24 protein-coding genes and 1 pseudogene are annotated in these 26,011 nt (G+C 60.0%); 9 read left to right on the top strand and 16 right to left on the bottom strand.

Going from position 1 to position 26,011, the window contains the following annotated elements:
• Positions 1 to 4: 4 nt before the first annotated feature.
• From R1A29_RS18665 to R1A29_RS18690, 6 genes and pseudogenes are all read right to left on the bottom strand, one after another.
• The gene (locus tag R1A29_RS18665) at positions 5 to 1,108 is read right to left on the bottom strand and encodes a hypothetical protein (RefSeq protein ID WP_119426978.1); all 1,104 of its coding nucleotides are present in this window, start codon (positions 1,106 to 1,108) and stop codon (positions 5 to 7) included.
• Positions 1,099 to 2,331 (bottom strand): phosphoribosylaminoimidazole carboxylase, encoded by a 1,233-nt coding sequence (locus R1A29_RS18670; protein WP_438299197.1) that lies wholly within the window; start codon positions 2,329 to 2,331, stop codon positions 1,099 to 1,101. The genes R1A29_RS18665 and R1A29_RS18670 overlap by 10 nt, the downstream gene beginning before the upstream one ends.
• Complete coding sequence (locus R1A29_RS18675) at positions 2,328 to 3,440, bottom strand: polysaccharide pyruvyl transferase family protein (protein WP_248743338.1); 1,113 nt, start codon at positions 3,438 to 3,440, stop codon at positions 2,328 to 2,330. Before R1A29_RS18675 ends, R1A29_RS18670 begins: the two co-directional genes overlap by 4 nt.
• Positions 3,441 to 3,454: 14 nt before the next feature.
• Positions 3,455 to 4,537, bottom strand: coding sequence for a glycosyltransferase (locus tag R1A29_RS18680; protein WP_318653959.1), 1,083 nt, complete (start codon positions 4,535 to 4,537; stop codon positions 3,455 to 3,457).
• A gap of 41 nt (positions 4,538 to 4,578) precedes the next feature.
• A pseudogene (locus tag R1A29_RS18685) lies at positions 4,579 to 6,806 on the bottom strand (polysaccharide biosynthesis tyrosine autokinase).
• A 38-nt stretch (positions 6,807 to 6,844) separates the two neighbouring features.
• Positions 6,845 to 7,285: a low molecular weight protein-tyrosine-phosphatase gene (locus R1A29_RS18690; RefSeq protein ID WP_438299198.1), complete on the bottom strand. Its 441-nt coding sequence runs from the start codon at positions 7,283 to 7,285 to the stop codon at positions 6,845 to 6,847.
• A 302-nt stretch (positions 7,286 to 7,587) separates the two neighbouring features.
• On the opposite strand from R1A29_RS18690, the gene R1A29_RS18695 reads away from it, so the two are divergent.
• Both R1A29_RS18695 and tal read left to right on the top strand, forming a co-directional pair.
• Positions 7,588 to 8,532 (top strand): glycosyl hydrolase family 5, encoded by a 945-nt coding sequence (locus R1A29_RS18695; protein WP_438299199.1) that lies wholly within the window; start codon positions 7,588 to 7,590, stop codon positions 8,530 to 8,532.
• A gap of 192 nt (positions 8,533 to 8,724) precedes the next feature.
• Complete coding sequence (gene tal, locus R1A29_RS18700) at positions 8,725 to 9,651, top strand: transaldolase (RefSeq protein WP_114884366.1); 927 nt, start codon at positions 8,725 to 8,727, stop codon at positions 9,649 to 9,651.
• 72 nt (positions 9,652 to 9,723) lie between these two features.
• Here the strand turns inward: tal and rssC are convergent, their stop codons facing one another.
• From rssC to R1A29_RS18715, 3 genes are all read right to left on the bottom strand, one after another.
• A complete protein-coding gene (gene rssC, locus R1A29_RS18705) occupies positions 9,724 to 10,206 on the bottom strand; it encodes an anti-sigma factor antagonist RssC (protein WP_042560140.1) in 483 nt (160 codons plus the stop codon).
• The gene (gene rssB / locus R1A29_RS18710) at positions 10,206 to 11,387 is read right to left on the bottom strand and encodes a two-component system response regulator RssB (protein ID WP_085713163.1); all 1,182 of its coding nucleotides are present in this window, start codon (positions 11,385 to 11,387) and stop codon (positions 10,206 to 10,208) included. Before rssB ends, rssC begins: the two co-directional genes overlap by 1 nt.
• A gap of 323 nt (positions 11,388 to 11,710) precedes the next feature.
• Positions 11,711 to 12,400: an MlaA family lipoprotein gene (locus R1A29_RS18715; protein ID WP_085713162.1), complete on the bottom strand. Its 690-nt coding sequence runs from the start codon at positions 12,398 to 12,400 to the stop codon at positions 11,711 to 11,713.
• A gap of 186 nt (positions 12,401 to 12,586) precedes the next feature.
• Here R1A29_RS18715 and R1A29_RS18720 point away from each other — a divergent pair, with 186 nt between their 5' ends.
• Positions 12,587 to 13,207 (top strand): HAD family phosphatase, encoded by a 621-nt coding sequence (locus R1A29_RS18720; protein WP_438299200.1) that lies wholly within the window; start codon positions 12,587 to 12,589, stop codon positions 13,205 to 13,207.
• 108 nt (positions 13,208 to 13,315) lie between these two features.
• A complete protein-coding gene (locus R1A29_RS18725; protein ID WP_085713160.1) occupies positions 13,316 to 13,579 on the top strand; it encodes a DUF4404 family protein in 264 nt (87 codons plus the stop codon).
• Positions 13,580 to 13,643: 64 nt separating this feature from the next.
• Here R1A29_RS18725 and queF read toward each other — a convergent pair whose 3' ends face one another.
• Together queF and copI are read right to left on the bottom strand one after the other, a co-directional pair.
• A complete protein-coding gene (gene queF / locus R1A29_RS18730; protein ID WP_438299201.1) occupies positions 13,644 to 14,474 on the bottom strand; it encodes an NADPH-dependent 7-cyano-7-deazaguanine reductase QueF in 831 nt (276 codons plus the stop codon).
• A 61-nt stretch (positions 14,475 to 14,535) separates the two neighbouring features.
• Entirely contained in the window at positions 14,536 to 15,069 is a 534-nt protein-coding gene (copI, locus tag R1A29_RS18735; protein WP_085713158.1) for a copper-resistant cuproprotein CopI, read from the bottom strand.
• Positions 15,070 to 15,224: 155 nt separating this feature from the next.
• Between copI and R1A29_RS18740 the strand changes: the two genes are divergently transcribed.
• Both R1A29_RS18740 and R1A29_RS18745 read left to right on the top strand, forming a co-directional pair.
• Positions 15,225 to 15,905, top strand: coding sequence for a heavy metal response regulator transcription factor (locus R1A29_RS18740; protein ID WP_438299202.1), 681 nt, complete (start codon positions 15,225 to 15,227; stop codon positions 15,903 to 15,905).
• Positions 15,905 to 17,245 carry a heavy metal sensor histidine kinase gene (locus tag R1A29_RS18745; RefSeq protein ID WP_438299203.1) on the top strand — a complete coding sequence of 447 codons (1,341 nt, stop codon included), beginning with the start codon at positions 15,905 to 15,907 and terminating at the stop codon, positions 17,243 to 17,245. The genes R1A29_RS18740 and R1A29_RS18745 overlap by 1 nt, the downstream gene beginning before the upstream one ends.
• A 30-nt stretch (positions 17,246 to 17,275) precedes the next feature.
• Here the strand turns inward: R1A29_RS18745 and R1A29_RS18750 are convergent, their stop codons facing one another.
• The 3 genes from R1A29_RS18750 to R1A29_RS18760 form a co-directional block, all read right to left on the bottom strand.
• Entirely contained in the window at positions 17,276 to 18,520 is a 1,245-nt protein-coding gene (locus R1A29_RS18750; RefSeq protein WP_438299204.1) for a lipoprotein-releasing ABC transporter permease subunit, read from the bottom strand.
• Between the two features lie 63 nt (positions 18,521 to 18,583).
• Positions 18,584 to 19,267 (bottom strand): lipoprotein-releasing ABC transporter ATP-binding protein LolD, encoded by a 684-nt coding sequence (lolD, locus tag R1A29_RS18755; protein WP_167443782.1) that lies wholly within the window; start codon positions 19,265 to 19,267, stop codon positions 18,584 to 18,586.
• 7 nt (positions 19,268 to 19,274) lie between these two features.
• A complete protein-coding gene (locus R1A29_RS18760; RefSeq protein ID WP_085713153.1) occupies positions 19,275 to 20,525 on the bottom strand; it encodes a lipoprotein-releasing ABC transporter permease subunit in 1,251 nt (416 codons plus the stop codon).
• Positions 20,526 to 20,619: 94 nt separating this feature from the next.
• Between R1A29_RS18760 and R1A29_RS18765 the strand changes: the two genes are divergently transcribed.
• Together R1A29_RS18765 and R1A29_RS18770 are read left to right on the top strand one after the other, a co-directional pair.
• Positions 20,620 to 21,201, top strand: a complete 582-nt coding sequence (locus R1A29_RS18765; protein WP_085713152.1) for a PilZ domain-containing protein — start codon at positions 20,620 to 20,622, stop codon at positions 21,199 to 21,201.
• Positions 21,202 to 21,214: 13 nt separating this feature from the next.
• On the top strand, positions 21,215 to 21,937 hold the full coding sequence (locus R1A29_RS18770; protein ID WP_085713151.1) for a glycerophosphodiester phosphodiesterase: 723 nt from the start codon (positions 21,215 to 21,217) through the stop codon (positions 21,935 to 21,937).
• Between the two features lie 42 nt (positions 21,938 to 21,979).
• On the opposite strand, the gene sthA is transcribed toward R1A29_RS18770, so the two are convergent.
• Together sthA and R1A29_RS18780 are read right to left on the bottom strand one after the other, a co-directional pair.
• Positions 21,980 to 23,374: a Si-specific NAD(P)(+) transhydrogenase gene (sthA, locus tag R1A29_RS18775; protein WP_065260713.1), complete on the bottom strand. Its 1,395-nt coding sequence runs from the start codon at positions 23,372 to 23,374 to the stop codon at positions 21,980 to 21,982.
• 201 nt (positions 23,375 to 23,575) lie between these two features.
• A complete protein-coding gene (locus tag R1A29_RS18780; RefSeq protein WP_438302067.1) occupies positions 23,576 to 24,622 on the bottom strand; it encodes an FAD:protein FMN transferase in 1,047 nt (348 codons plus the stop codon).
• A gap of 75 nt (positions 24,623 to 24,697) precedes the next feature.
• Between R1A29_RS18780 and R1A29_RS18785 the strand changes: the two genes are divergently transcribed.
• Positions 24,698 to 25,990, top strand: coding sequence for an MFS transporter (locus R1A29_RS18785; protein WP_085713148.1), 1,293 nt, complete (start codon positions 24,698 to 24,700; stop codon positions 25,988 to 25,990).
• Positions 25,991 to 26,011 lie beyond the last annotated feature (21 nt).

Raw genomic sequence — 26,011 nt, forward strand, 5'->3', positions numbered from 1 at the left:
CGCCTCAATTCAGAATTCTTGATTCGACCCGCACCGGTTTGTTCGCCCGCAGCATCAACCCCAGGCCCACGAACAACACCGGCACCACCATCGAAAAGTGTCGGGCGAACGAGCCGAAGTCCGGTTCGAACAAGCCTTGAACCAGCAGAAACGCCAGGGGAATCGCGATCAGTTCCTTGGGTTTGGTCTGGATCGGCGCGCCTTTGTAATCGGTCGAGGTGATGACTTTGAACAACAACAGCGCGGTCATGATCATCAGCGCCACGAAGATCACCTGGCCCGGCCCGGAGAGCAGGATCAGCTCAACCGGGAACGATAGCCGGAAGAAAATGATCATCGAGTCCAGGGCCTGCGAAACGAAGTCGCTGCCACTGAGCCACGAGACGATCAGCGACTTGGACCCCTCCTCGCCCGCCGTGCGCAGTTCGTTGTTACTGGCGCGAATCGATGACACCGGAAAGCCCAGCGCCAACTGGATGGCCATGGCCACTGCCAGGTAGAACAGGAACAGCATCAGGAAGAAGGTCATGCGCGACACGTACTTCTTCATCATGCAGACGCCGACCCAGGACAGCGAAAACAGAATCCAGTAGGGCCGGATCAGTACACCGTAGATCACCGCCGACAGGAAAAACCCGCCGCGATATTTGCGCGTCAGCGAACTGAACAGAATGCTCAGCACCGCCACCGACACGATGATTTCCTTGGTCAGGTTTTCCAGAAAGAACGAACGCACCACGCCCCACAGGCACAGGGTCCCGAAGATCGCCAGCGGCATGCGCCGGAACACTACCACCGGAATCGCCGTGAGGAAGAAATTGCAGAACATCCCGTAGGCCCAGGCGTTGGTCAGGTTGATCCCGGTGGGCCGCAGCAGGAACGCCGAACACTCGTAGGACGAGCGATCCGGCGAGAACGGGTTCCAGAAATTGCAGTTATCGGCCCGGGCATAGGACGACCACAGGGTCATCGCATCCGGGCCGGGATCGCGGGGGATCAGCAGCGGCATGGCCACCGACAGAAACAGGCCGGTGAACAGGATCAGGAACGAGAGAGAGGAATCGAGTTTCTTGCCGCGAAACTCGATGCACGGCAGTTTCAGGCCCATGACACGACAGCCTTTTTCGCGCGCGTTGCACGGGTCAGCAGCGCAATCACGCCGAGCTGCACAATGATCCCGAAGACGTTGCCCCAAGCCGCGCCATAAATCGAATAGTGCTTGATCAGCACGTAGCTGACCGGCACCGAAATCAGCAGGCAAAGGGCCGAACTGGCGAGGGAGACCCGGCTGTTTTTCGATGCGATCAACCCGCCCCAGACGATGTCGCCGATGGCTCGCAGGGCGAAGGAAAAGATCAGCACGCCAAGAATTCCGTTGTCCGGGCGTGGCACCGCTGCACCGACGTAATCGAGCACGACATTGAAGAACAGATAAATCGCCACCGCGACGGCCGCTGACACCACCAGCGAACGCGCGACCCATTTGTTCACGAACAATTGCCTGACCGTAAATGGTTGCTGATCGGCCTGGTAACGCTTGGCGAGCACCGGGATGCCGACCACCGCCACCACCGCATAGGACAGCGCCTGCAAGGTGTTGGCCGCCGACCAGGCGTACACATATTTACCGAGGCTGGCGTAGGGCTCCAGATCAATGATCAGAAAGCGCTCGGCGTACTGACTCACGGCGATCAGGCCGGTGCCCAGGTAGAACGGCAATCCGGCTTTCCACACGGTCGCCGTCGCCAGCGTCCCCTCTTCGCGCCCGCGATGGACGTTCACCACAATCAGGTAACCGGCGACGATCACCAACACGTTGGCGATGACCCACAGCCACAACACGCTGGCGATCCCCGACACCCAGCCGAGCATCATTCCGCCCACGGCCAGCAGTGCCCAGAGGCCGGTCTTGATGAAGAACAGCAGCGCCCCCGCCGTGGCTTTCTGCGCGGAAAACACGAACGAGTTGATTTCGAACGACAGATGCTCGGTCAGCAGGACCAGGGTCACACAGGCGATCAGTGCAGCCGTCGCCTCGACCTGCTGAAAAAGTGAATAGATCAGCACCGTCAGCACCGACAACAGCAAACCTACGGCCAGGTACAGCAGCAGAACCTTGTCCACCACCCGGCGCGAACTGCCGCCCACGCTGATCAACCGATTGATCTCGGAACTGAAACCGACGCTGTAGAACTTCGACGCAATCAACGACGCCGCGACCACCACGCCGTAAAAGCCCAGCGCCTCGTAACCGAGGTAATGGGTGATGGCGAGCACCAGCAGGAACTTCGCGCCCAGTGCTCCGCCGCGCAGCAACAAGCGGAATATCATCGAATGACGCCCTTGATGATGTCGTCCATGGCCACGGTTTTGGCTTCGATTTCACGGCAGGTGTCGGTCAGGCGTTTGCCGAAATTCGACAGCGCGTCAGGCGCGTAAACCGTGTCGATGATGGTGTCGACATCGATGTCGCCACCGTTGATCACCCAGTCCTCGACGCCCATGTCCTGATAGGCACCAAAGCCTTTGCGCTCGTAGCTGATGTGGTACGCCGGCACGCCGGAGAGCAGCGATTCGATCGCCCCGTGCAGACGCACGGAAATCACCAGATCCGGCTGATATTTGGCAATCGTGGCCTTCAACGACAGCAGGTCTTCGGTGATGCCCAATTCGCGATAGAACGCGCCGTCATCGTTGCCGCGCACAGCGCTCTGCACCGCGCAGACCACTTTGCTTTTGTTCTTCAAGCGCTGCAGCAGCACCTTCAGGTTGGCGACGTAGGCGAGCTTCTTTTCCTTGCTCCAGGCCGGCGGTTTACGCAGCACCACGCACACCGTGGCCGGCGTTGAGGCGCAGCGAGTGAACTTGGGTTGCTGCAGGATTTTGCCGGCCAGGGCCTGCACCGCCAGATCTGGTGCGCGGTAGACATTCTCGCAGGCATCGAACAACGCCGAGGAGCGGTTATCGCGCACGAACACCGCATCGGCGCTGGCGTAGTGGCCGACGATTCTGTCGCTGTCACCATGGAACGGTCCGATGCTTTGCGGCAGGTACACCGATGGGACTTTGCTGAGGATCGCGGTTTCCAGTTGCTTGGCGTGGCCCAGTTTCAGCTTGATGTGCTCGAAGGCACTTTTGGAGCGCATGTAGCCGCCACCAACGCCGACGATCAGATCGGTTTTCTTCAGCAGATCCGCCAGCCCGGCGTAGGACTGATTGAGGAATACCGCCTGCTTGACCCGGCCCAGGCCCTTGGCTGCCATGACCGGCGCGTCAAAGCGCGGGTGCGGCAGGTATTTGAAGGAATCCGGATCGGAGGCCACGACGCTGATCGCGGTGTCTTCGCCAAAGTTGCGCTGCACCAGCGCAATGGCCAGATCCACCAGCAGACCATCACCGGAATTGGAGGCACTGTAGCCATGCAAAATCGTTACGTTCATGAGCGGCGTTCTACTTAATAGGAGGGAGCGGAATACACGTCGTAGGTCTGGCGGATCATCAACGCGGCGCTGAAGCGCTCGCGGACGATGCGCCGGCCTTCGATGCCGAGGGCTGACAATGCGGGTTTCTGGATCTGCTTCAGGCGATCGGCCAGCGCGTGGTGGTCACCGGTGGGGAACACGTAACCGGACACCCCGTGGGTCACCAGCTCCGGCAACGACGTGCAGTCGCTGGCGATCACCGGCAGGCCCAGCGCCATGCCTTCCAGCGGCACCATGGCAAAGCCTTCCCAGCGGCTCGGGACAATCAGCGCATCGGCCTGCTGATACAGCGCGTTGACCTCGGCCGGCGTGACCCACGGCAGGTACTGAACACCGTCCATTGGCGGGCACTCGACCGTCGCCTCGTTGACCGCACTGCCGACCACCGTCAGTTTCAGGTCGTTGCGCCCGGTCTTGGCGTAGGCCTTGAGCAGCACGTCGAAGCCTTTCTGATAGTCGAGTCGACCGACGAACAGGAGGTGAATCGGCTGTGGATCCTCGGCCTTGCGCTGGTCATCCTTGGGATGAATGCCGTTGTAGATCAGTCGCATGCGTTTGCGCTCGATGCCGAACGCTGCTGCTTTATCCAGCTCGTACTGGCTGACGCAAATGATCGTGTCGGTGACCTTCTGCAACACGCGTTCGATCCACGCATAGACTTTCTGCTTGATCGGCGAGCTTTCCATCAGGAACGAAAAGGCATGCGGGCAGTAGACGATTTTCGGTTTGCGCCACGGCCGCAGAAGCACGCACACGCAACGGCCGATCACCCCGGAAAACGTGCTGTGCAGGTGCACCACATCAGGTTTTTCCTTGAGCATCACTTGCATCAGTCGCCAGGCAAAACGCAGCAACGACGGCACATTGCGCCCGGTTCGCTCGAAAGTGCGGATCTGTTGCGGGGCGATGCCGTGCAGTTCCTTTTCCTGATCCTGCGGCACCAGATACACCAGCTCGTAGTTGGCTTGCTCATCGTCCGGAGACGCCGAAATCGTGCGGATCACCGTCGCCACGCCACCTTTAATCGTTTCAGCCACGTGCAGTATTTTTTTCACAACCCACCCACTTTGTTGCCTGTAAGAACAATCGCTGAAGCTCAGGATTTGTCGGACGCGTATTCGTAGTTGTAATAGCCGTAGCCGCCGTTGCCGTAGTAACTGGCCGCACGCTTCTCGACGCCGTTGAACACCGCGCCTTTCAACTCGATGCCGTTCTGGGCGAAGCGGCGAATCGTCAGTTCGACCTCTTTGGCTGGGTTCACCCCGAAGCGCGCGACGATCAGGCTGATGCCCGCTTCGCGACCGACAATCGCCGCGTCCGTCACCGCCAGCAGCGGCGGCGTGTCGATGATCACCACGTCGTAGCGCTCGCTGAGTTCCGCCAGCAGTTCGCGGAAATTGGCGTGCATCAGCAGTTCGGAAGGATTGGGCGGCACCTGGCCCCGGCTGATGAAATGCAGGTTGTCGACTTCGACCTTGTTGATCGCCTGCTCCAAAGTGCAGCGCTTGACCAGCAGGTCCGACAAGCCGTTGGTGATCGGCGTGTTCAGCGTCTTGTGCAGATGCCCCTTGCGCATGTCGGCATCGATCAACACCACACGCTGGCCGCTCTGGGCCATGACCGCCGCGAGGTTGGACGACACAAAGGTCTTGCCGACCTGCGGACTCGGGCCGGAAATCATGATGCGGTTGTTGGTCGAATCCAGCGCCGCGAAATGCAGGCAAGTGCGCAGGCTGCGGATCGACTCGATGGACAGGTCCGTCGGATTGCGCAGGGCCAGCAGATAGGCCGGAGTGTCCGCCGTGACCTTGGCACGGACTTTCTTGGTGTCCTCTTCCTGTTGCAGGGCGCTGTAAGGGATTGATGCATAGACCGGCAAGCCGAGCTGCTCGATGGCTTCCGGCCCTTCCAGGCCCTTGCTCAAGGACTTGCGCAACAGCACCAGCGCCACGCCGACGAAGGCACCGAGGAAGGTCGCGATCAGCACGATCAGGGCTTTCTTTGGTTTGACCGGACTGGTCAGGTCGACATCCGCCGAATCCACCAGACGCACGTTGCCCACGGCGCCCGCGCGGATGATGTCCAGTTCCTGGGACTTGTTCAGCAACTGGGTGTAGATCTGCGAAGCCACTTCGACATCGCGGGTCAGGTTGAGCAGTTCCTGTTGCGTGGCCGGCAGGTCGCCAACCTTGCCTTCCAGGGACTTCTGTTGCTGGGTCAATTCAGCGATCTGGGTCATCAGTGCCCGATAGGCCGGATGCTGCCTGGTGAACTTGCGATCCATCTCTGCCTGCTGCATTTTCAGCTCGGAAATCCGCGTTTCGAGGGCGACGGACTGGCCGAGCACCGATTGGGTTTCCAGGGAGATGTTCACGGTCTTGCCGCGCGTCTGGTAGGCATTGAGCGCATCGCTGGCCTTGGCCAGGTCGCGTTTGACCTGCGGCAACTGGCTTTGCAGGAAGGCCAGGCTCTGCGCGGCTTCGGCCGAGGTACGGCGTACGTTCTGGTCCACGTACAGCGAGGCGATCTTGTTGAGGATCTTCACCGCTTCAGCGGCGTCGGTGCTGGCCAGGGCCAGACGGATAATCCCCGACTCCTTGCCCTGTTCGGAAATATCCAGCGCGTCCTGATAGCCCTGAATGGTCACGATCCGTGGGTAGCGCACCACTTCGAATCGGGTGCCTGGGTTGGCCTGCAAATGCGTGATCTGCCCTTCTACGCCATCCTGTGCGAAGGCTTCACCGGCAGTGCCTTCTGCCAGCAGATTGTCATTGTCGTCGAACAACTGGAAGCGCTGCTGCTCGCCGGCGATCAGGCTGAGTTTCTTGCCCAGCAGTTCCTTGGGCAGATCGAGCCGGGCAAACTCCAGACGCTCACCGCCCCACGCGTAGCTGCTCAGCCCGAAACGTGGCGGCGCGACGCTGAGTTCGGTTTCACCGCGATAGCGGCGGGAGAGAAAACCGCCAATCACCGGGAAAGTATTGGGGGTGACGTCAATGTCCAGGCGCAGATCGTCGACGGTCTTGCCGATTACCGCACGGGATTTGATGATGCCGATCTCTGTAACGGACGGCGACTGCCCCCCAGCATGCTGTTGAGATCGGAGAAGCCGAGCATGTCGTTCTTTTTCGGCTCGACCTGCACCAGCGCGTTGGCCAGATACACTGGTGTGGCCAGAATCGCATAGGCGACGCCGGTCATCATGAACGCGCCGGTGAAGGCACCGATCAACCATTTCTGATCAATCAAACTGCCGAATATGCCGAGAAGATCAATACTGTCTTGATCGTTGTCGCGGGTGCCGATTACTGACGGTAACTGCATAAGTCTTTCTTACCATTCACTGATCTGAAGAATATTCATCAACGCGCCAAGCGTTGCGCCCATGAGCTGACAGCATCTTCAATCAATGCGTGGGCATGAATAAAAGCGGCCTGCCCCTGACGATACGGATCTGCTATTTCTCGCTCGCTCTGCCACTTGCCAAGAAGAAACACTTTGCCCCTGGCGTGAGAGGCAATCTTCAGTACCTGTTTTACATGCTCTTTTTCCATGACCAGAATCAGGTCCGATTCATTGACGATGTCCGAAGTCAGTTGCCGCGCCTTGAACCCGTCGGCACTGTGCCCACGATCTTCGATAACCTGGCGGGCCGTGGCTTCCATGGACTCGCCGACCCGTGCCGCCAGACCTGCGGAACTGACCGTAATCGTCGAGGGTGCCAGCGCGTTTCGCAGCAAGAGCTCTGCTGTCGGACTTCGGCAAATATTGCCCACGCAGACGACAAGGATCTTTTTGAACAAGGTTTACTTTCCCGTGTAATGTCAATCGGCCAACATGTCCCGTGAACTTAAATGAATCCACAGAACTTTCCTGCACTCGGAAACAGTTTCGCCTGTTAGTACCGGTGCATTAAGTACCACGGGCTCCAAAAGTCACCCAACCAGAATTACCGGACTAAAAATAACTGTGATTTTCGGCGCCTCTTTCACTGAACGTTTTCCGACAAAAAATAACATTCGTGCACTTTTCGGCCTTTTCGGCATCGCATGAAAGTAACGAGATAAACATTGGCTAGATGTCATTTCTCATCAGGAGAGCAGACATGAAAGCAGCACATCTCAAACGTCTCGGCGCCCTTTCCCTTTTGTTGTTCGGCTCAACGGCTCAGGTTGATGCCAGCGAGCTATTCCCCGCACTGCCCCACCGAACGGTCGGCATCCAGGTCAAGGTCCAGAGCTTTAGCGCTTCCGATGCTGCGCAAATCAAGGCAGCGGGCTTCAGCTTCGTGCGCCTGGGCGCGTGGAGCGACAGCCTGGGCGACAAGACCTATCAGAAACAGCTCGGCGATGCGTTTGCCGCTGCCGGATCCGCCGGGTTGCCGGTGCTGATGACGGTGCGCGCCATCAAACCGCTTTCGACAGACCCTGCCACCGCCGGCACGGCGTTTGCCGGTGCAGTGAACAGCCTGGAGCAGACGTACGGTTCTCAGCTGGTCGCGATTGAAATCTGGAATGAACCGGATCTGGACACCTACTGGCCCACGGGCAATTTCAGCACCACCTTTGCACCGTTCATGAGCTCGATGTGCAAGGCGCTGCAAGACAATCCCACCAGCACTCCCGTGATCGGTTTCGGCTTCGCCCGTCCACCGAGCGCCGGTTCGGCCTCGACCGTAGCGTTGAACAGCATTCTCGGTGCGTATCCGAAATGCCTGAGCGCCATTTCCTACCATCCCTATGGCATGACGGCGACGCAGATCGGCAATGCGCAGACCTTCATCCAGCAGAATTTCCATCTGCCGGGCGTCATCAGTGAATGGGGGATTTCGGCACTGGCCTCCAACGGCGGTCCCGACGGGCAGGCCACCAAGGTCGCGGCGTTCATTGCCGATGTGAAACGGCTGCAGATTCCACTGACGTCGATCTACGAGTGGAAAAACAATGATGCGGGCAGCGATGACCGCGAAAAGAACTTCGGCTTACAGACCGCAGGCGGGCAACCAAAACCGGCGGAAGCGGCCGCCAGGACGCAACTGGAGTCCGAGTAGCGTTCATATTCATCAGTCAGTTGCTTTGAACCTGTGCTGCGATTCGGCATCGTATCTATCGATACCGCGCCCCGCCCTTTCAAACAGCCGTTTTCAGGTTGTTGCCTGCGGGGCTATCGATACATCCACATGCCCTTGAGTGGCTGTCAGCGCTCGGGTAATGTCGTCAGACCCATAGGACAGAGCACGCTCATGACTTCCAAGCTGGAACAACTCAAACAGTTCACCACCGTGGTTGCCGACACCGGCGACTTCGAAGCGATTGCCCGGGTCAAGCCGGTCGACGCCACCACCAACCCTTCCCTGCTGCTCAAGGCAGCGGCCATTCCGGCCTATGCCGAGCTGTTGAACGCCGCCGTTCGCGACTGCAAGGGCGATGTCGGCCTGGCCAGCGACCGTTTCGGCGTCGCGGTGGGTCAGGAAATCCTCAAAGTGATCCCGGGCCGCATCTCCACCGAAGTGGATGCCCGCCTGTCGTTCGACAAGGACGCGATGCTCAAGCGTGCGCACCGTCTGATCGAGCTGTACGACAAGGCCGGCGTCGGCCGCGACCGCGTGCTGATCAAGATCGCCTCCACCTGGGAAGGTATCCGCGCCGCCGAAGTGCTGGAAAAGGAAGGCATCCAGACCAATCTGACCCTGCTGTTCTCCTTCGCCCAGGCCGCTGCTTGCGCCGATGCCGGCGTGTTCCTGATTTCGCCGTTCGTGGGCCGCATCTACGACTGGTACAAGAAGGCCAACGGCAACGACTACACCGGCGCCGATGATCCGGGCGTACAGTCGGTGACGCGCATCTACAACTACTACAAGGCCAATGACTACAAGACCGTGGTCATGGGCGCGAGCTTCCGCAACCTCAATCAGATTGAGCAACTGGCCGGCTGCGACCGCCTGACCATCAGCCCTGACCTGATCGACAAGCTGGCGGCAGACACCGGCAAACTGGAGCGCAAACTGGCCCCGGGTCACGCCGGCGAAGCACGCCTGAGCCTCAACGAATCGCAGTTCCGCTGGTTGTCAAACGAAGACGCGATGGCCACCGAGAAACTGGCCGAAGGCATCCGTCAGTTTGCCCGCGACCAGGAAAAACTCGAGGCGCTGCTGCAAGCCAAGCTGTAATGGGCTGACGGCAAACGCAAAAAGGGCGAACCCTCACAGGTTCGCCCTTTTTTGTGCCTGATGGCCGGGAAATCAATGCCTTTCGAGGGCATTCACCAGATCATGAAAGGCTTCGCGGTTGGAGTCGTTCAGGCCCATGAGGATCTTGTGCGCTTCCAGCACCTTGATCCGCACAACCTCCTCCGACTGATCCTGATCCGGCAGGTCATCGAGGCATTCCGGGCAAGGCACGGGATGGTTGACGATATTGAACACCTGCTCGAAACCCATCGATTGCAGCAGACGAGTGATGTCATCGTGGGTGGTGACCACGGTCGGCAGCAGGCCGACCTTCTGCCGCGACAGGATCGACAGTTTGGCCAGCAGGCCCAGCGTGGTGCTGTCGATGCTGCGGGTTTCGGTCAGATCGATCACGATCGCGTTGAAATTCAGCGCGGTGAAGATCTTTTCAATAGTCGCATCCAACGCCGAACACAGGGTCAGGCGAACTTCACCGACGAACTTCAGGACGAAGGTGCCATCCTGCTCGGCGAACTGGATTCTACCGGTACTCATTAAAGATTCCTGCTCAACACCAACAAGGCGATATCATCCGGCATCTCCCCTAGCGTGGCCAATCCAAAAACCTGCCGCAGGCCATCCAGGCTGCCGCCCGCCGACTTGACCCGTTGGGGCAAGGCAGCTTCTTTCTCTTTGAGTGTGGGTTCTGGCAAAAGATCCAGAATGCCATCAGACATCAGCGTCAGGCTGAACGTCGGTGGCAGCTCAAGCACGTGGTCTTCGTAGGTGGCTTCATTGAAAAGCCCCACGGGCAGACCGCGCCCCTCGAGGTAGCGAACACTGTCAGGCGTGTACAACACAGGCAACGGCAGATGGCCGCCGATGCTATAGGTCAACAAACCGGTCTCCTCGTCGATGACTCCACCGACCATTGTGACGTGTTTACCCAGCTTACAACTGATCAGCCCCCGGTTGATATGACCAAGAACTTCCGAAGGCTTGAATTCCGGCAAGGTGCCGTTGCGCTTGGACTCGAACAACAGGCGCGTGGTCATGAACTTCAGCAGCACCGTGACGAACGCCGAAGAGGCGCCATGGCCCGACACATCCGCCAGATAGAACGCGACCCGCCGCTCGTCCACCCGGAAATAGTCGACAAAATCACCCGACAGGTACAACGACGGAATGATCTGGTGAGCGAACTTGAACGCGTCGATGGTCCAGGGGCTTTCCGGCAGCATGTTCATCTGCACCTGGCGACCGGCGTTCTGGTCTTCCTGGAGCAGGTTCAGGCTCGCTTCGAGCTCCCGGTTGGCCTTTTCCAGTTTCTCGCGGTAACGCTGGTTTTCCAGCAGCAGACGCGCACGATCCAGGGCCCGGCGCACGGAGTGCTCGAGCACGGCCAGATCTTCGAGAGGCTTGATCAGGTAATCCGCCGCGCCCAGGCGCAGGGCCTCGACCGCGTCGTTCATCACGCCGGCACCGGAAACCACGATCACAGGCGTCTGAGGTGACCGCTCGGTGACCTGACGAATGAGTTCGAGACCGCCCATCTGCGGCATGCGCAGATCGCAGATGACCAAGTCGGGCTTGTCTTGCTCGAATACCTGGAGACCCTGCTGGCCGTTACTGGCCTGCAAGACGCTGAAACCACTGTCTTCCAAATAGGCCGCGAGGCTCGCGCGCACTACTTCGTCATCATCGATTATCAGCAGCGTGGCACTGGTTTTTGGCATGTGGGCAAACGGCGCCAGAATTAGGTTGGCGTAGCAGGCGGGGCAAAGGCCCGGCGCAGACTACTGGATTCGCTTTCTAGCCTCTCTGCTGCACCGCTTCGGAGCGTTTGCCCCGCACACGGATGCACCAGAGGTGCCCTTCTAAGGCGCAGACGGTACTCCCATCCTTCGAGCGTTTCAAGCATGCGCGGATCGCCACTTGACGACTTTGTTTGTCAAATCACAGAGAGTTATAAGAACGTTCGAAACCGTAACTCAATGGAAGGACGCGCGGACAAAAAAAGGCGACCTTTTGGCCGCCTTTCGGGGTTCACAAGTCGAAATCAGAAATCGTCTTCGACGTGACCGTCCTTGACCTTGAACTCGCGGTTCTGCAGGTAGGCATTGCGGATGAAGGTGTACTTGTCGCCGCTGATCAGCTTCTCGCTGGACAGCAGGCTGGCGCGGGTGTCGACGATGTTCAGGCCGTAGATGGTGTTACGCGCCGGGATGTCGTTCATGTAGCGGTACGGTGCGGTGTAGGTATCCACGTACTTGGACGGTGCATCACGCAGGGTGCTCGGGCCGAGCAACGGCAGCATCACGTACGGACCGCTGCTGACACCCCAGTAGCCGAGGGTCTGGCCGAAGTCTTCGTCGCTGCGCTGCAGGCCCATCTTGGTGCCCACATCGAAGAAGCCCAGCAGGCCGAAGGTGGTGTTGAAGATCAGACGCGCGGTGTCGACACCGGCAGCGGCCGGTTTGGCCTGCAGGATGTTGTTCGCCAGGTTGGTGATGTCACCCACGTTGCGGAACATGTTGTGGATGCCGTCTTCCAGGAATTGCGGCGTTACATATTCATAGCCCTGCGCCAGAGGTTTCAGCGCGTAGGTATCAACAAAGTCGTTGAACTGGAAGATCGGACGGTTGACGCTTTCCCAAGGGTCTTCTTCCGTTGCCGCCTGGGCAACGAACGGAACCAGCATCACGCTGGCGCATACACAAAGCTGAGCGAGAGGGTTGCTCCAGCGCATAGAAAAACTCCTTGGATTGTACATACGCGGCATGCGGGCCACGGTCATAAGAGGTGCAGTATAAGACGGAAACAAGGTTTTAGGCATTTCCGGCGTGAACACCTCTGTAGGACGCATCGTCACGCACTTGTCATCCAACTGTCACCGGCCATGCTTAGCCTGACTTCTATTTCAGGGACGTTTTCCATGCCTCAAGCCGAAGCCTTGCCCCTTTCAGCACCCAACCTGACAGCCGTGCTGTTCGGGCTCAGCGGCTGCCTGGTGGACTTCGGCGCCCGCGCCCGTCATCACGCCAGCCCCGGCACGGAGCACGCCGACGCCACGCCGGGCGCGCTCGACAGCCTGCACAGCCTGCAGCGCCAACTGATCCCCTGCGCCTGGCTCGATGATTTACCTCCTGCCCTGACCCAGGTGCTGGCATCCGGATTGCCGGGCTGGATCAAACCTTCGCAACATTCGGCAACACACAATCCCTGGCCGGCACCGAATGCCTGCTGGCAAGCCCTGATGTCGTTGAATGTCGATCGACTGGACGGCTGCGTGTTGGTCAGTGGCGAACCGCGTCTGCTGCAATCGGGCTTGAATGCCGGGCTGTGGACCATTGGCCTGGCGTCCTGCGGCTCACTCTGCGGCGTGGCCCCGAACGAATGGCAAGCCCTCAGCCAGAAAGAACGCGAACAACTGCGCGGCAAGGCCACCGTGCAACTGTTCGGCCTGGGCGTGCACTCGGTGATCGACCATCTGGGCGAACTCGACACCTGCCTGGCCGACATCAGCCTGCGCCGGCTCAAAGGCGAAAAGCCCTGACCGGGATCATGCAGGTTGCAGCAGAGTGGATTAGTCTTAAGGAGAGCCATAGACCTTTGGCGCACGGCTGCGGTCTATGCCAGTGCCTCTCGATAAAAGGAAAACACCATGCCCGCCCGCGAACTGCAAGAACAGCTCAATACCCTGCGCGAGCAACTGGATCAGAATCCGCCGCTGTCGGAAGCCGAGCGCGCAGACCTGCACGCACTGATGCAACAGATCGAACTGGAACTTGAACTGGAAACCAAAACCCAAGATTCCAATCTCGCCGATGGCGTGAACCTGGCCGTCGAACGCTTCGAACTCGAACACCCCACTATCGCCGGCACCCTGCGCAACATCGTGAATTCCCTGGTCAGCATGGGAATCTGAAGCTCGCGAATGCAAAAAAAGCCCTGCCAGTGATGGCAGGGCTTTTTCATGTCCGCGAGGCGGGTTACTGACGAACCAGACGATGGTTCGGCAACTGCACACTTTCCGTGCTGCGGTACGGGTTGATATCCAGCCCGCCCCGGCGCACATAACGTGCAAACACCGTGAGTTTTTCCGGTTTCAGCAAACGCTGCAGATCGAGGAAAATCCGCTCCACGCATTGCTCGTGGAAGTCCGAATGCTGGCGGAAGCTGACGATGTACTCCAGCAGACTGGCGTGATCCAGCGCCGCGCCACGGTACTCCACCACCACGCTGCCCCAGTCCGGCTGGCTGGTCACCGGGCAGTTGGATTTGAGCAGATGGCTGTGCACGCTCTCCTCCACCACTCGCGAATCATCACAGCGCAGCAGTTCAGGACGCGGATGTTCGTAGTTGCTGACGCTGATATCCAGATCGTCGATGCACACGCCCGGCAACGCGACCACGCCTTCGGCTTCAACCTCTTTCAGGCTGCGTACCCGCACGCCCACCGGTTTGCCGGCAGCGGCGGACAAGTCCTTGACCAGCGTCTCTTCCAGGCTCGCTGTATCGGCGAACTGGGTCTGGTTCAACGAGTTCAGGTACAGCTTGAACGACTTGGATTCGATGATGTTCGGCGAGTCCGCCGGAATGCTGAATTCGCCGATCGCCACCACCGGTTTGCCCGACGGCAGCAGCCACGACAGTTCGAAGCAGTTCCAGAAATCCACACCTTTATACGGCAGGGTTTCGGCGGTCAGGCCCAGCTCCGCCCACTTCGCGGTGCGCGGAATCGGGAACAGCAGGGACGGTGTGTAAGTGGCGATGTATTCGCTGGACTTGCCCAGCGGCGAATGTTCGGCTGCGGGATGCATGGCGGAAACCTGACTGAATAATCAGCGGATTCTATCAGCCTTTGCTCCCGCCTTTGAGTGCTTACTGACTGACAGTCAGTTTGCCGACCATTCCGGCCTGGTAATGCCCGGGAATGTTGCAGGCGAACTCCAGGCTGGTCGCCTTGCTGAAGGTCCAGGTCAACTCGGCGGTCTTGCCCGGTTCGACCAGCACGCTGTTGGGGTCGTCGTGCTTCATGACGTGCCCCATCGACGCATGATCCATCCCCGCCATATCGTGGGACATTTCTTTCATGCCGGTCGGCGTCAGCATGCCGCTTTGCTGCATCTGCAACATTTCCTGCTGATGTTTGGCATGCATCGCTGCATCGCCGAGGTTGAATTCGTGCAGCAACTGGCCTTTATTCACCAAAACAAAACGAATGGTCTCACCGGCCTTGATGTCGATGGCCTTCGGATCGAACGACATGTCACCCATCACCACTTCAATGCTGCGACTGGCCTTGGCGGCCGGGGCCGGCTGGCCGAAGTCATACGTGTGCGCAGGGTCGGCCCAGACGGATGAACTCAACGCCAGCAAACAGGCGGCGACGGCCAGAGGGTTGCGCAAAAACATAGTCATACTCCAACAAGAAAAGGTTCAGCCTGTGGGAAACTCTAGCCCGCCCGCGCTGGCAGCTACCTGACAGGCAGATTACAACTTTGTCAGGTTGGCGCTTGTGACAATGTCCCACGGTATAAAGCTTTCGATCCTACAACCCCGAGTTGCCCATGAAACTGCTGATCGTCGAAGACCAACCGAAAACCGGCCACTACCTGCGTCAGGGCCTGACCGAGGCCGGTTTCAACACTGAACTGGTGGCGGACGGCAACACCGGACAACAACTGGCGTTGAGCGGTGACTACGCCCTGCTGATCCTCGACGTGATGCTGCCCGGGCGCAATGGCTGGCAGATTCTGCAAGCGGTACGCAGTGCCGGGCTGGAAACGCCGATCCTGTTTCTGACCGCCAAAGACACCGTGGAAGACCGGGTTCACGGCCTCGAACTGGGCGCCGACGACTATCTGGTCAAGCCGTTCGCTTTCTCCGAACTGTTGGCACGGGTGCGCAGCCTACTAAGACGTGGCAGCACCACACCGCAGGAAACCTGCCTGCAACTGGCCGATCTGCGCCTGGACCTGATTCGCCGCCGGGTCGAACGCAGCGGCCAGCGCATCGACCTCACGGCGAAAGAGTTTGCCCTGCTGGAAATGCTCCTGCGCCGCCAGGGGGAAGTGCTGCCCAAATCCCTGATCGCCTCGCAGGTCTGGGACATGAACTTCGACAGCGATACCAATGTGATCGAAGTGGCGATCCGCCGCCTGCGCCTGAAGATCGACGACGAGTTTCCCGAAAAACTGATCCACACCGTGCGTGGCATGGGTTACGTGCTTGAAGAGCGTCCTGCCTGATGCGCCGCCTGTCACTCGGCAGTCGACTGGCGTTGCTGTTCGCCGCGTGCACCGCGACGGTTTCGCTGGTGGCGGGCGTGGTTTTCAATCGGGCCAGCGAGGCGCACTTCATTGAACTCGATCAGCAATTGCTCGAAAGCAAGCTGATCAATGTGCGTCAGACGTTGCTGAGTGGCAGCAACGCTGCACATATCACCGATGAGTTGAGCCAACAGGGCGATGTCTCGTTACGCATAAGCGGCCCAGAGGGGCAGCGCTGGTTCGGCCGTTCCCTGCAAATGCCGGCAAACCTGCCGCAGCAGCCCGGTCTGGCCACCGTCAACGACAACGGCACGGATTATCGCCTGCTCAACGCCCCGCTACAGCCGGAACAACCTGACTCCGCGCAATTGACCTTGCTGCTGGACATCACCCATCACCAGCACTTCCTGCAACGCATGCAGCATCTGATCTGGCTGACCGTCGGTCTGTCGGCGCTGGCCACCGCCCTGTTGGGCGCCTGGGCGGCACGCAGCGGTTTGCGTCCGTTGCGCCGCATGAGCGCCGTGGCACGCGGGATTTCCGCCCAATCGCTGAATGCCCGACTGCCGGAAGCGCAAATGCCTGCAGAACTCACGGAACTGGCCCACAGCTTCAACGCCATGCTCGGACGTCTCGATGATTCTTTTCAGCGTCTCTCGGCATTCTCCGCCGACATCGCCCATGAACTGCGCACCCCGCTGTCGAACCTGCTGACCCACACACAGGTCACCCTCACCCGCCCTCGCCCACTCGAAGACTATCGCGAGGCCCTGCACAGCAACCTCGAAGAGCTGCAATGGATGGCGCAACTGGTCAACGACATGCTTTATCTGGCCAAGGCCGACCACGGATTGCTGGTGCCCAAGCGTGAACCGTTGGAACTGGCGGAAGAAGCTGATGCGTTGCTGGAGTTTTTCGCACCGCTGGCCGAAGACGCTCAGGTCAGCCTGAGCCGTGACGGTGAGGGTCGGTTTGAAGGTGACCGCGCGATGCTGCGCCGGGCGCTGTCGAATCTGCTGGATAACGCTTTGCGCTTTACCCCGGCAGCGGGCGATGTGCGCGTGCAGATAGCCGAGCAGGCGAAATCCTTGAGAGTGACCGTCGAGAACAGTGGCGAGGGGATTTCTTCGGAGTTGTTGCCGCGTTTGTTCGACCGTTTTTACCGGGCTGATCCGGCACGCCAGGAAGGCAGCAGCGAACATGCGGGATTGGGGCTGGCGATCACTCAGTCGATCATCAGGGCCCATGGCGGGCAGATTCATTGCGAATCGGCTCAGGGCTGGACGCGGTTTGTGATTGAGTTGCCGCAAAACGATTGAGGCCGGCAATGCCGGCCTCAATGGGTGAACTTACGAGTAACGCAACGCGTGCGCCGGCTCGATCTTCGCCGCCCGCCACGCCGGGTAGACTGTGGCCAGGAAGCTGAGAATGAAGCCCGCCGAGCAGATCAGCAGCACGTCACCGCCCTGCAATTCCGAGGGCAGGTTGCTGACGAAATACACGTCGGAACTGAAGATGTGCTGCCCGGTCACTCGCTCGACCCAGCCCACCATCTCACTGACGTTCAGCGCAGCAATCACGCCCAGCACGCCACCAATGATGGTGCCGACGATACCGATCACCGTGCCCTGGACCATGAAAATCGCCATGATCTGCCGTGGCGTGGCGCCGATGGTGCGCAGGATCGCGATGTCCGCGCCCTTGTCGTTCACCACCATGATCAGGGTCGCGATGATGTTGAACGCCGCCACCGCGACGATCATCAGCAGCAACAGGCCGATCATGGTCTTTTCCATTTTCATCGCGCTGAACAGGCTGCCCTGGGTGTGGGTCCAGTCGTCAGCCTTGAAGTCGGTGCCCAGACCGGTAGCGATGTCGGACGAAACCTTCGGCGCGGCGTACAGGTCTTTCACCGCCAGACGCACGCTCTGCACCTGATTCGGCTCCCAGTGCTGCATGGTCGCGGCGTCGGCCACATGGATCAGGCCCATGGAACCGTCCAGCTCGGCGCCGACCTTGAAGATGCCGACCACATTCAGGCGCTGCATGCGCGGAGTGATGCCGCCGGGTGCGGTGCTGACTTCCGGCACGATCAGGGTGATCTTGTCGCCGACGTTCAGGCGGAAGCGCCGGGCCGTGATTTCACCCAGCACCACGCCGAACTCACCCGGCTTCAAGGCATCGAGACGGCCCTGAACAATGTGCTGGGCCACGATCGACACCTTGCCTTCCTGGGCCGGGTCGACGCCACTGATCTGGATCGGCTGCATCATGCCCTTGTAGGACAGCATGCCTTCCATCTCGGTGAACGGCACGGCGGCGGTCACCTCCGGACTCTTCAGCGCGGCGGCGGCCACCGGCTGCCAGTCATCGATCGGCTTGACGCCGACGATGGTCGCGTGAGGCACCATGCCGAGAATCCGCGAGCTCATCTCGCGCTGGAAGCCGTTCATCACCGACAGCACCACGATCATCGCCAGCACGCCGAGGGCGAGACCGATCATCGAGGTCATCGAGATGAATGAAACAAAGCGATTGCGGCGCTTGGCGCGGGTATAGCGCGTGCCGATAAAGATCGATAACGGTCTGAACATTCGCTGGGGCACCGTATAAAAATAAAAGACCCGACGCCTTTTCAGGCATCGGGTTTCAAGCCGTCAGATGGGGGTCAGGCAACCTTCCTGCAGCTGCAGGACGCGGTCCATCTGGCGAGCCAGGTTCATGTCGTGAGTCACCACCAGGAACGCCGTGCGCATCGAGGTGCTGAGTTCCAGCATCAGGTCCTGGATGCCTTCGGCGGTGTGGGAGTCGAGGTTGCCGGTCGGCTCGTCGAGCATCACCAGTCCCGGGTTGTTCACCAGTGCACGGGCAATGGCCACGCGCTGGCGCTCGCCGCCGGACAGCTCGGCCGGTTTGTGTTCCAGGCGATGGCCCAGACCCACTCGCTCCAGCAACGCCGTGGCCCGCTGACGCGCCTCGGGGATTGCGGTCTTGCCGATCAGCAGCGGCATGCAGACGTTTTCCAGCGCGGTAAATTCCGGCAGCAGGTGGTGGAACTGATACACGAAGCCGAGCGCACGGTTACGCAGCAGGCCGCGCTTCTTCTCGCTCAGCGCCGACAGCTCTTCACCGTCGAGCCAGACGCTGCCCTTGGTCGGCGTATCGAGACCGCCCAGCAGATTGAGCAAGGTACTTTTGCCCGAACCGGATTTGCCGACGATCGCCACGCGCTCGCCCGGGTGCAACTCCAGTTGCAGGTTGGCCAGCACTTCCACCGACTCCGGGCCTTCCTCGTAGGACTTGCCCAGGTTGCGGCAGCTCAGGATTGCTTTTTCACTCATGCCCGACTCACTCATAACGTAGCGCCTCCGCCGGCTGGGTGCGTGCGGCACGCCAGGCTGGATACAGGGTGGCGAGGAAACTCAGGACCAACGCAGCGGCGCAGACCATGATCACATCCTGGCTCTGCACCTGCGATGGCAGGTAATCGATGAAATACACGTCGGCATTGAGGAACTTGTGCCCGATCAAGCCTTCGAGTGCCGAAATCGCGGCGCTGACGTTGAGCGCCGCAAGGATGCCGACCACGGCGCCGATGGCCGTACCGACCACGCCGATCACCGTGCCCTGCACCATGAACGTGCGCATGATCGTGCCCGGCGTGGCGCCCAGCGTGCGCAGAATGGCGATGTCGCCCTTCTTGTCGTTCACCACCATCACCAGTGTGGAAATGATGTTGAACGCGGCAACCGCGACGATCAGCAGCAACAGCAGGCCGATCATGGCTTTTTCCATGCGGATCGCCTGATACAGGTTGCCGTGGGTGCGGGTCCAGTCGCGGGCGTAATAATGGTCTTCGCCGAGGCGCTGGGCGATGTTCCACGCTTCACGCGGTGCCTGGAACAGATCGTCGAACTTCAGACGCAGGCCCTGCACCTGATCCGGCTTCCAGCGGTGCATCTTCGCCAGATCCTGCAGGTTGGTGACGCCCAGGTAACCGTCCAGTTCACCGGCACCGACATGAAAGATGCCGACCACGGTAAAGCGTTTCATGCGCGGGAACATCCCGGCCGGGGTCACGCTGACCTCCGGCGCGACGAAAGTGATCTTGTCACCGATGCCTACGCCGAGCTTGGTCGCGGCCTTGTCGCCGATCACGATGCCGAAGCTGCCCGGCGTCAGATCGTCGAGTTTGCCCTGCTTCATGAAGTTGTCGATGATCGAGACGTTGCGCTCCAGCGCCGGATCGATGGCATTGAGCAACACCTTGGACACCTGGCCGTTATTGGTCAGCAGGCCCTGCATCTGGGTGAACGGCGCGACGGCCGCCACCTGCGGGTTCTGCTTGACCTTGGCGGCCAGGCTCGGCCAGTCGCTGATGGCTTCACCGGATTCGATGGTCGCGTGGGGCACCATACCCAGCACGCGGGTGCGCATTTCATGATCGAAGCCGTTCATCACCGACAGCACAACGATCATCACGACCACGCCAAGGGCGAGCCCGATCATCGAAGTCAGGGAAATGAACGACACAAAATGATTGCGACGCTTTGCACGGGTGTAACGCGTGCCGATAAATACGAAGAGAGGTCTGAACATGTCGGGGCTTGTTCGGAGGGAAAAGGAACGTCCTTGTGGCGGGGGTCGATAACCAGCTTTACACTCAGACCACCGCCGCTACCATGGGTTCGCCATGTCGACATTAGATGAAGAAGATCGCCGCGAATACTACCGTATCGAGGATTCGATCGCACTGGAAATTCGGCCTCTGTCCGCTGCCGAAGCCGCAGGCCAGGAAGTGTTGCAGGATGCTTCCCCGTTATTCAACGTGCTCAGTGAACTGCACCTGAGCGAATTCGAATCTCAGCACCTGTTGCGACAGATCAACGAACGCGACCGTGCCATCGCGGCATTCCTGAAATCCCAGAACAAACGCATCGACCTGCTCAGCCAGGTCATCGCCCTGACCGCACTGGGACAGATCGGCGAGCCGCAACCGGTGATCATTTCCGAGGGCGGTGTCGACTTCCAGAACCCGACACCGATAGCCGCCGGCTCGCGCCTGTCGGTAAAAATGGTGTTGATGCCACAGGCCCACGGCCTGCTGCTGCGCGCCCGGGTCACCCATTGCGACCGCAAAGGCGACGGCTACGACATCGGCACCGAGTTCGAACACTTGACCGATGCCCAACGCCAGTTGCTCGCCCGCTATATCTTGCAAAAGCAGGCCCAGGAACGACGCCTGGCCCGCGAACAGAACGAATCAGGCATCTAATTAAGGAAGAACCGTGACCCTTATCTACGGCCACCGCGGCGCCAAGGGCGAAGCACCGGAAAACACCCTGACCAGCTTTCAGGAATGTCTCAAGCACGGCGTACGCCGTTGCGAACTGGATCTGCACCTGTCCAAGGACGGCGAGCTGATGGTCATCCACGACCCGACCCTCAAGCGCACCACCGAGCGCCGTGGCAAGGTGGTCGAGCACACCGCCGCCGATCTGGTGACCTACGACGCCCGCAAGGGCGGCCCGGGCTGGATCAAGCCGTGCCCGATTCCGACCCTGGAAGAACTGTTCGAAAAATGTGATTTCGATCACTGGCAGCTCGAAGTCAAAAGCGCTTCACGCACCCGCGCTGCCACCACCGTTCTGGCCATCCGTGAAATGGCGGTCAGGCACGGACTGCTCGACAAGGTGACGATCACCTCGAGCTCTCGGGAAGTGTTGAAGGCGGCGCTGGATCTGGTGCCGGACGTGTCACGGGGCCTGGTGGCCGAGTATGCCTGGCTCGACCCGCTGAAGGTCGCGGCAAGCTACGGCTGTGAGATTCTGGCGTTGAACTGGACGCTGTGTACTCCGGAACGCCTGCAGAAGGCGCAGCGTCAGGGGCTGCATGTGTCGGTGTGGACCGTCAACGAGCCTGCGCTGATGCGCAGACTCGCCGACTTCGGCGTTGACAGCCTGATTACAGACTTTCCCGGTTTGGCCACTGCCACCCTCGGGAATTGCTGAAATCGGTCTCCCCGGCCGGCTCAGGCCACCGGCCGGAGCCGCTCAAAAAAGCCGGTTGAGGCCATCGTATGCCGCTACCCGATAGGCTTCGGCCATGGTCGGGTAGTTGAACGTGGTGTTGACGAAGTACTTCAGGGTATTGAGCTCACCCGGCTGGTTCATGATCGCCTGACCGATGTGCACGATCTCCGACGCCTGATAACCGAAGCAGTGAACGCCCAGCACCTGCAGGGTTTCGCGGTGGAACAGGATCTTCAGCATGCCTTGCGGCTCGCCGGCGATCTGCGCACGCGCCATGCTCTTGAAGAACGCCTTGCCCACTTCGTACGGCACTTTGGCCTGAGTCAGTTCCTGCTCGTTCTTGCCGATCGAGCTGATCTCCGGAATGGTGTAGATACCGGTCGGCACGTCATTCACGAAACGCCAGCTGCCATTGTCGACAATGCTGCCGGCCGCCGAGCGACCCTGGTCGTGGGCGGCACTGGCCAGGCTTGGCCAGCCGATCACGTCGCCGGCGCCATAGATGTTCTGCACGCAGGTGCGGTAGTTCTCGTCGACTTCGATCTGGCCGCGGCTGTTGACCTTGACGCCGATGTTTTCCAGCCCCAACTGATCGGTGTTGCCGGTCCGGCCGTTGCACCAGAGCAAGGCGTCGGCCTTGATCTTCTTGCCGGACTTCAGGTGCAGGATCACTCCGTTGTCCACGCCTTCGACGCGGTCATACTCTTCGTTGTGACGCACGGTGATGTTGTTGTTGCTGAAGTGGTAGCTCAACGCCTGGGAGATTTCCGAGTCGAGGAAGCTCAGCAACTGACCGCGGTTGTCCACCAGCTCGACCAGCACGCCCAGACCACTGAAGATCGATGCATATTCGCAACCGATCACACCGGCGCCGTAAACGATCAGTTTGCGCGGGGTGTGGCCGAGGCTGAGGATGGTGTCGCTATCGTAGATACGCGGGTGGTGGAAATCGATGTCCGCCGGGCGATAAGGGCGCGAACCGGTGGCAATGATGATGTGCTTGGCCACCAGTTTCTCGACCACGCCGTTGGCGCAGACCACTTCGATGGTCTGCTCGTCGGCGAAGCTGCCGGTGCCGAAGAACACGTCGACGCGGTTACGGGCGTAGTAGCCGGTACGCGAGGCGACCTGCTTGGAGATGACTTTCTCGGCGCTCTTCAACACGTCCGGGAAGGAGAACCAGCGCGGCTCACCGATAGCACGGAACATCGGGTTGGTGTTGAACTGCATGATCTGCCGCACCGAGTGACGCAGGGCCTTGGACGGGATGGTGCCCAGGTGGGTGCAGTTACCGCCGACCTGGCGACGGCTGTCGACCATCGCCACCTTGCGCCCTGCTTTGGCGGCGTTCATTGCCGCGCCTTCTCCCGCCGGGCCGGAACCCAGCACCACCACGTCGTAGTTGTAGACAGCCATGCGTACTCCTCAGAACAGGCCGCGGTGCCAGCAGCACCGGCGGCTAAATCACGCCGAACGACGGCGCGAAGGAACAATTGGGGGCCAGTTGAAAACCCGGACACAGTCTATAGAAGCGTCAACGCCGCGCACATTAACCCTTGGTCGCGTCGTAGGCTACTTTTGCCTGCACTACAACGCCAGCTTTCGCATTGCTCCGGGTCAATTTTTTGCGCCACTGAGCCGTTCGAACGCCGGACTGGTGCGGGTGACGAAACCTGTATCGGCACGAATCACAAAGAATGCACCAATGTCGTGTTTTTCGGCATAGTCCCAGGCCTTTTCCGGGCCGAGAATCAGCAACAGTGTCGATAGTCCGTCGGCCATCAAGGCTGAAGGATGAATTACCGTGACTGACGCCAGGTCGTGTACGACGGGCGCTCCAGTGCGGGCATCGAAGGTGTGGGAATAACGTGTTCCGTCCTGTTGAAAATAGTTGCGGTAGTCGCCAGACGTGGAGAGTCCATAGCCATCGACATTAATGACGCGTTCTGCCACTTGCTGATCGTCACGCGGCTCCTCCAGGGCAATGCGCCAGGACGAGCCATCGAGCTTCTTCCCGGACGCCTTGAGCTCGCCCGTGGCCTCGGCGAGGTAATCATGAATGCCCATGGCATCAAGTCGCGCAGCAATGGTGTCGACCGCATAACCGGCAGCGATGCTGTTGAAATCGACCTCGACCGCCGCGTCCTTGCACAACCGGTCGCCTTCGATACGCAAATGCCGGTAACCCACCCGCTTCTGCACCTCGGCCAGCGCATCGGCGCTCGGTACTTTTTCTTCACGACCCTGTGGACCGAAACCCCAGAGATTGAGCAGTGGCTCGACGGTCAGGTCGTAGGAACCTTCGCTTTGTTGTGACAGCTGCTCGCCAACCCGCACCAGTTCAAGGATCGGTGCGGGCATGGTCTGACAGCGATCGGCGGGCAATGCGTTGAAACGCGAAATATCGGAGTCGGCGCGGTAGGTGGACATTTGCTGATCCACGTCGGCGAGGATCTTCTCCACTTCGACGCGGACATCCTGCGGCGCCGGCAGATTGGCCCGACGCACGTACTTGATCGAATACGTGCTGCCCATGGTCGGGCCACCGAAGCTCTCCATGGAGTCGCCATTGCCGCAGCCGGACAAAACGCCGAGCAGACTCACGAAAACCACAAACCGTCCAGTTAACAATTCTTCATCTCCGAGCAAAACCGCGCCGGCCATTATGGCCACAGAGCCCGCTCGCTCCCAAACGGCTGCACCGCTTTCATACAAAATCAAAAAAGTGAGTACCTGAACATGTCCTCCTCCACGGGCAAAGGCAAAGCGATTTTTCGCGTTGTCAGCGGCAACTTTCTCGAGATGTTCGACTTCATGGTCTACGGCTTCTACGCCACGGCCATCGCCAAGACCTTCTTCCCGACTGATAGTGCTTTCGCCTCCCTGATGCTTTCGCTCGCCACGTTCGGTGCAGGCTTTTTGATGCGCCCGCTGGGGGCGATCTTCCTTGGCGCCTACATTGACCGCCATGGTCGTCGTCAGGGGTTGATCATTACCCTCGCACTGATGGCGGCCGGCACCGTGCTGATTGCCTGCGTCCCTGGTTATGCCACGCTCGGTGTCGCCGCGCCGCTGATCGTATTGTTCGGCCGGTTGCTGCAAGGTTTCTCCGCCGGCGTGGAACTGGGCGGCGTGTCGGTGTACCTGGCGGAAATCGCCACACCGGGACGCAAAGGCTTCTTCGTCAGCTGGCAGTCCGCCAGTCAGCAAGCGGCTGTGGTGTTCGCCGGCCTGCTGGGTGTCGGCCTCAACCACTGGCTGAGCCCGGACCAGATGGGCGACTGGGGCTGGCGCGTGCCATTCCTGATCGGCTGCATGATCGTTCCGGTGATCTTCGTCATTCGTCGCTCGCTGGAGGAAACACCGGAATTCCAGGCGCGTAAACATCGCCCTACCCTGCAGGAAATCGTCCGCTCGATCGGTCAGAACTTCGGCATCGTCCTTGCCGGCATGGCGCTGGTGGTGATGACCACCGTGTCGTTCTACCTGATCACCGCCTACACCCCGACCTTCGGCAAGGCGGAACTGCACCTGTCGGACTTCGATGCGTTGCTGGTAACGGTGTGCATCGGCCTGTCGAACTTCTTCTGGCTGCCGGTGATGGGCGCACTTTCCGACAAGATCGGCCGCAAACCGCTGCTGCTGGGGGCAACGATCCTGGCAATCCTGACCGCCTACCCGGCGCTGTCCTGGTTGGTGGCGAACCCGAGCTTCAGCCATCTGCTGATCGTCGAGCTGTGGCTGTCCTTCCTGTACGGTTCGTACAACGGCGCGATGGTGGTGGCGCTGACCGAAATCATGCCGGTGGAAGTGCGTACGACCGGTTTCTCGCTGGCCTACAGCCTGGCCACAGCGACGTTCGGTGGCTTCACGCCAGCTGCCTGCACTTACCTGATCCATGTGCTCGACAACAAGGCGGCACCGGGGATCTGGCTCAGTGGCGCAGCCGTATTGGGCCTGGTCGCGACCCTGGTGCTGTTCCGTGGCAACAAGCACGAACTGCGCACGGCACAAGCCGCTATCCCTCGCTAACCCGAATCGCGCACAAACAAA

Origin of the sequence: Pseudomonas sp. NMS19W (assembly GCF_051554255.1) — a bacterium.
GTDB lineage: Bacteria > Pseudomonadota > Gammaproteobacteria > Pseudomonadales > Pseudomonadaceae > Aquipseudomonas > Aquipseudomonas kribbensis.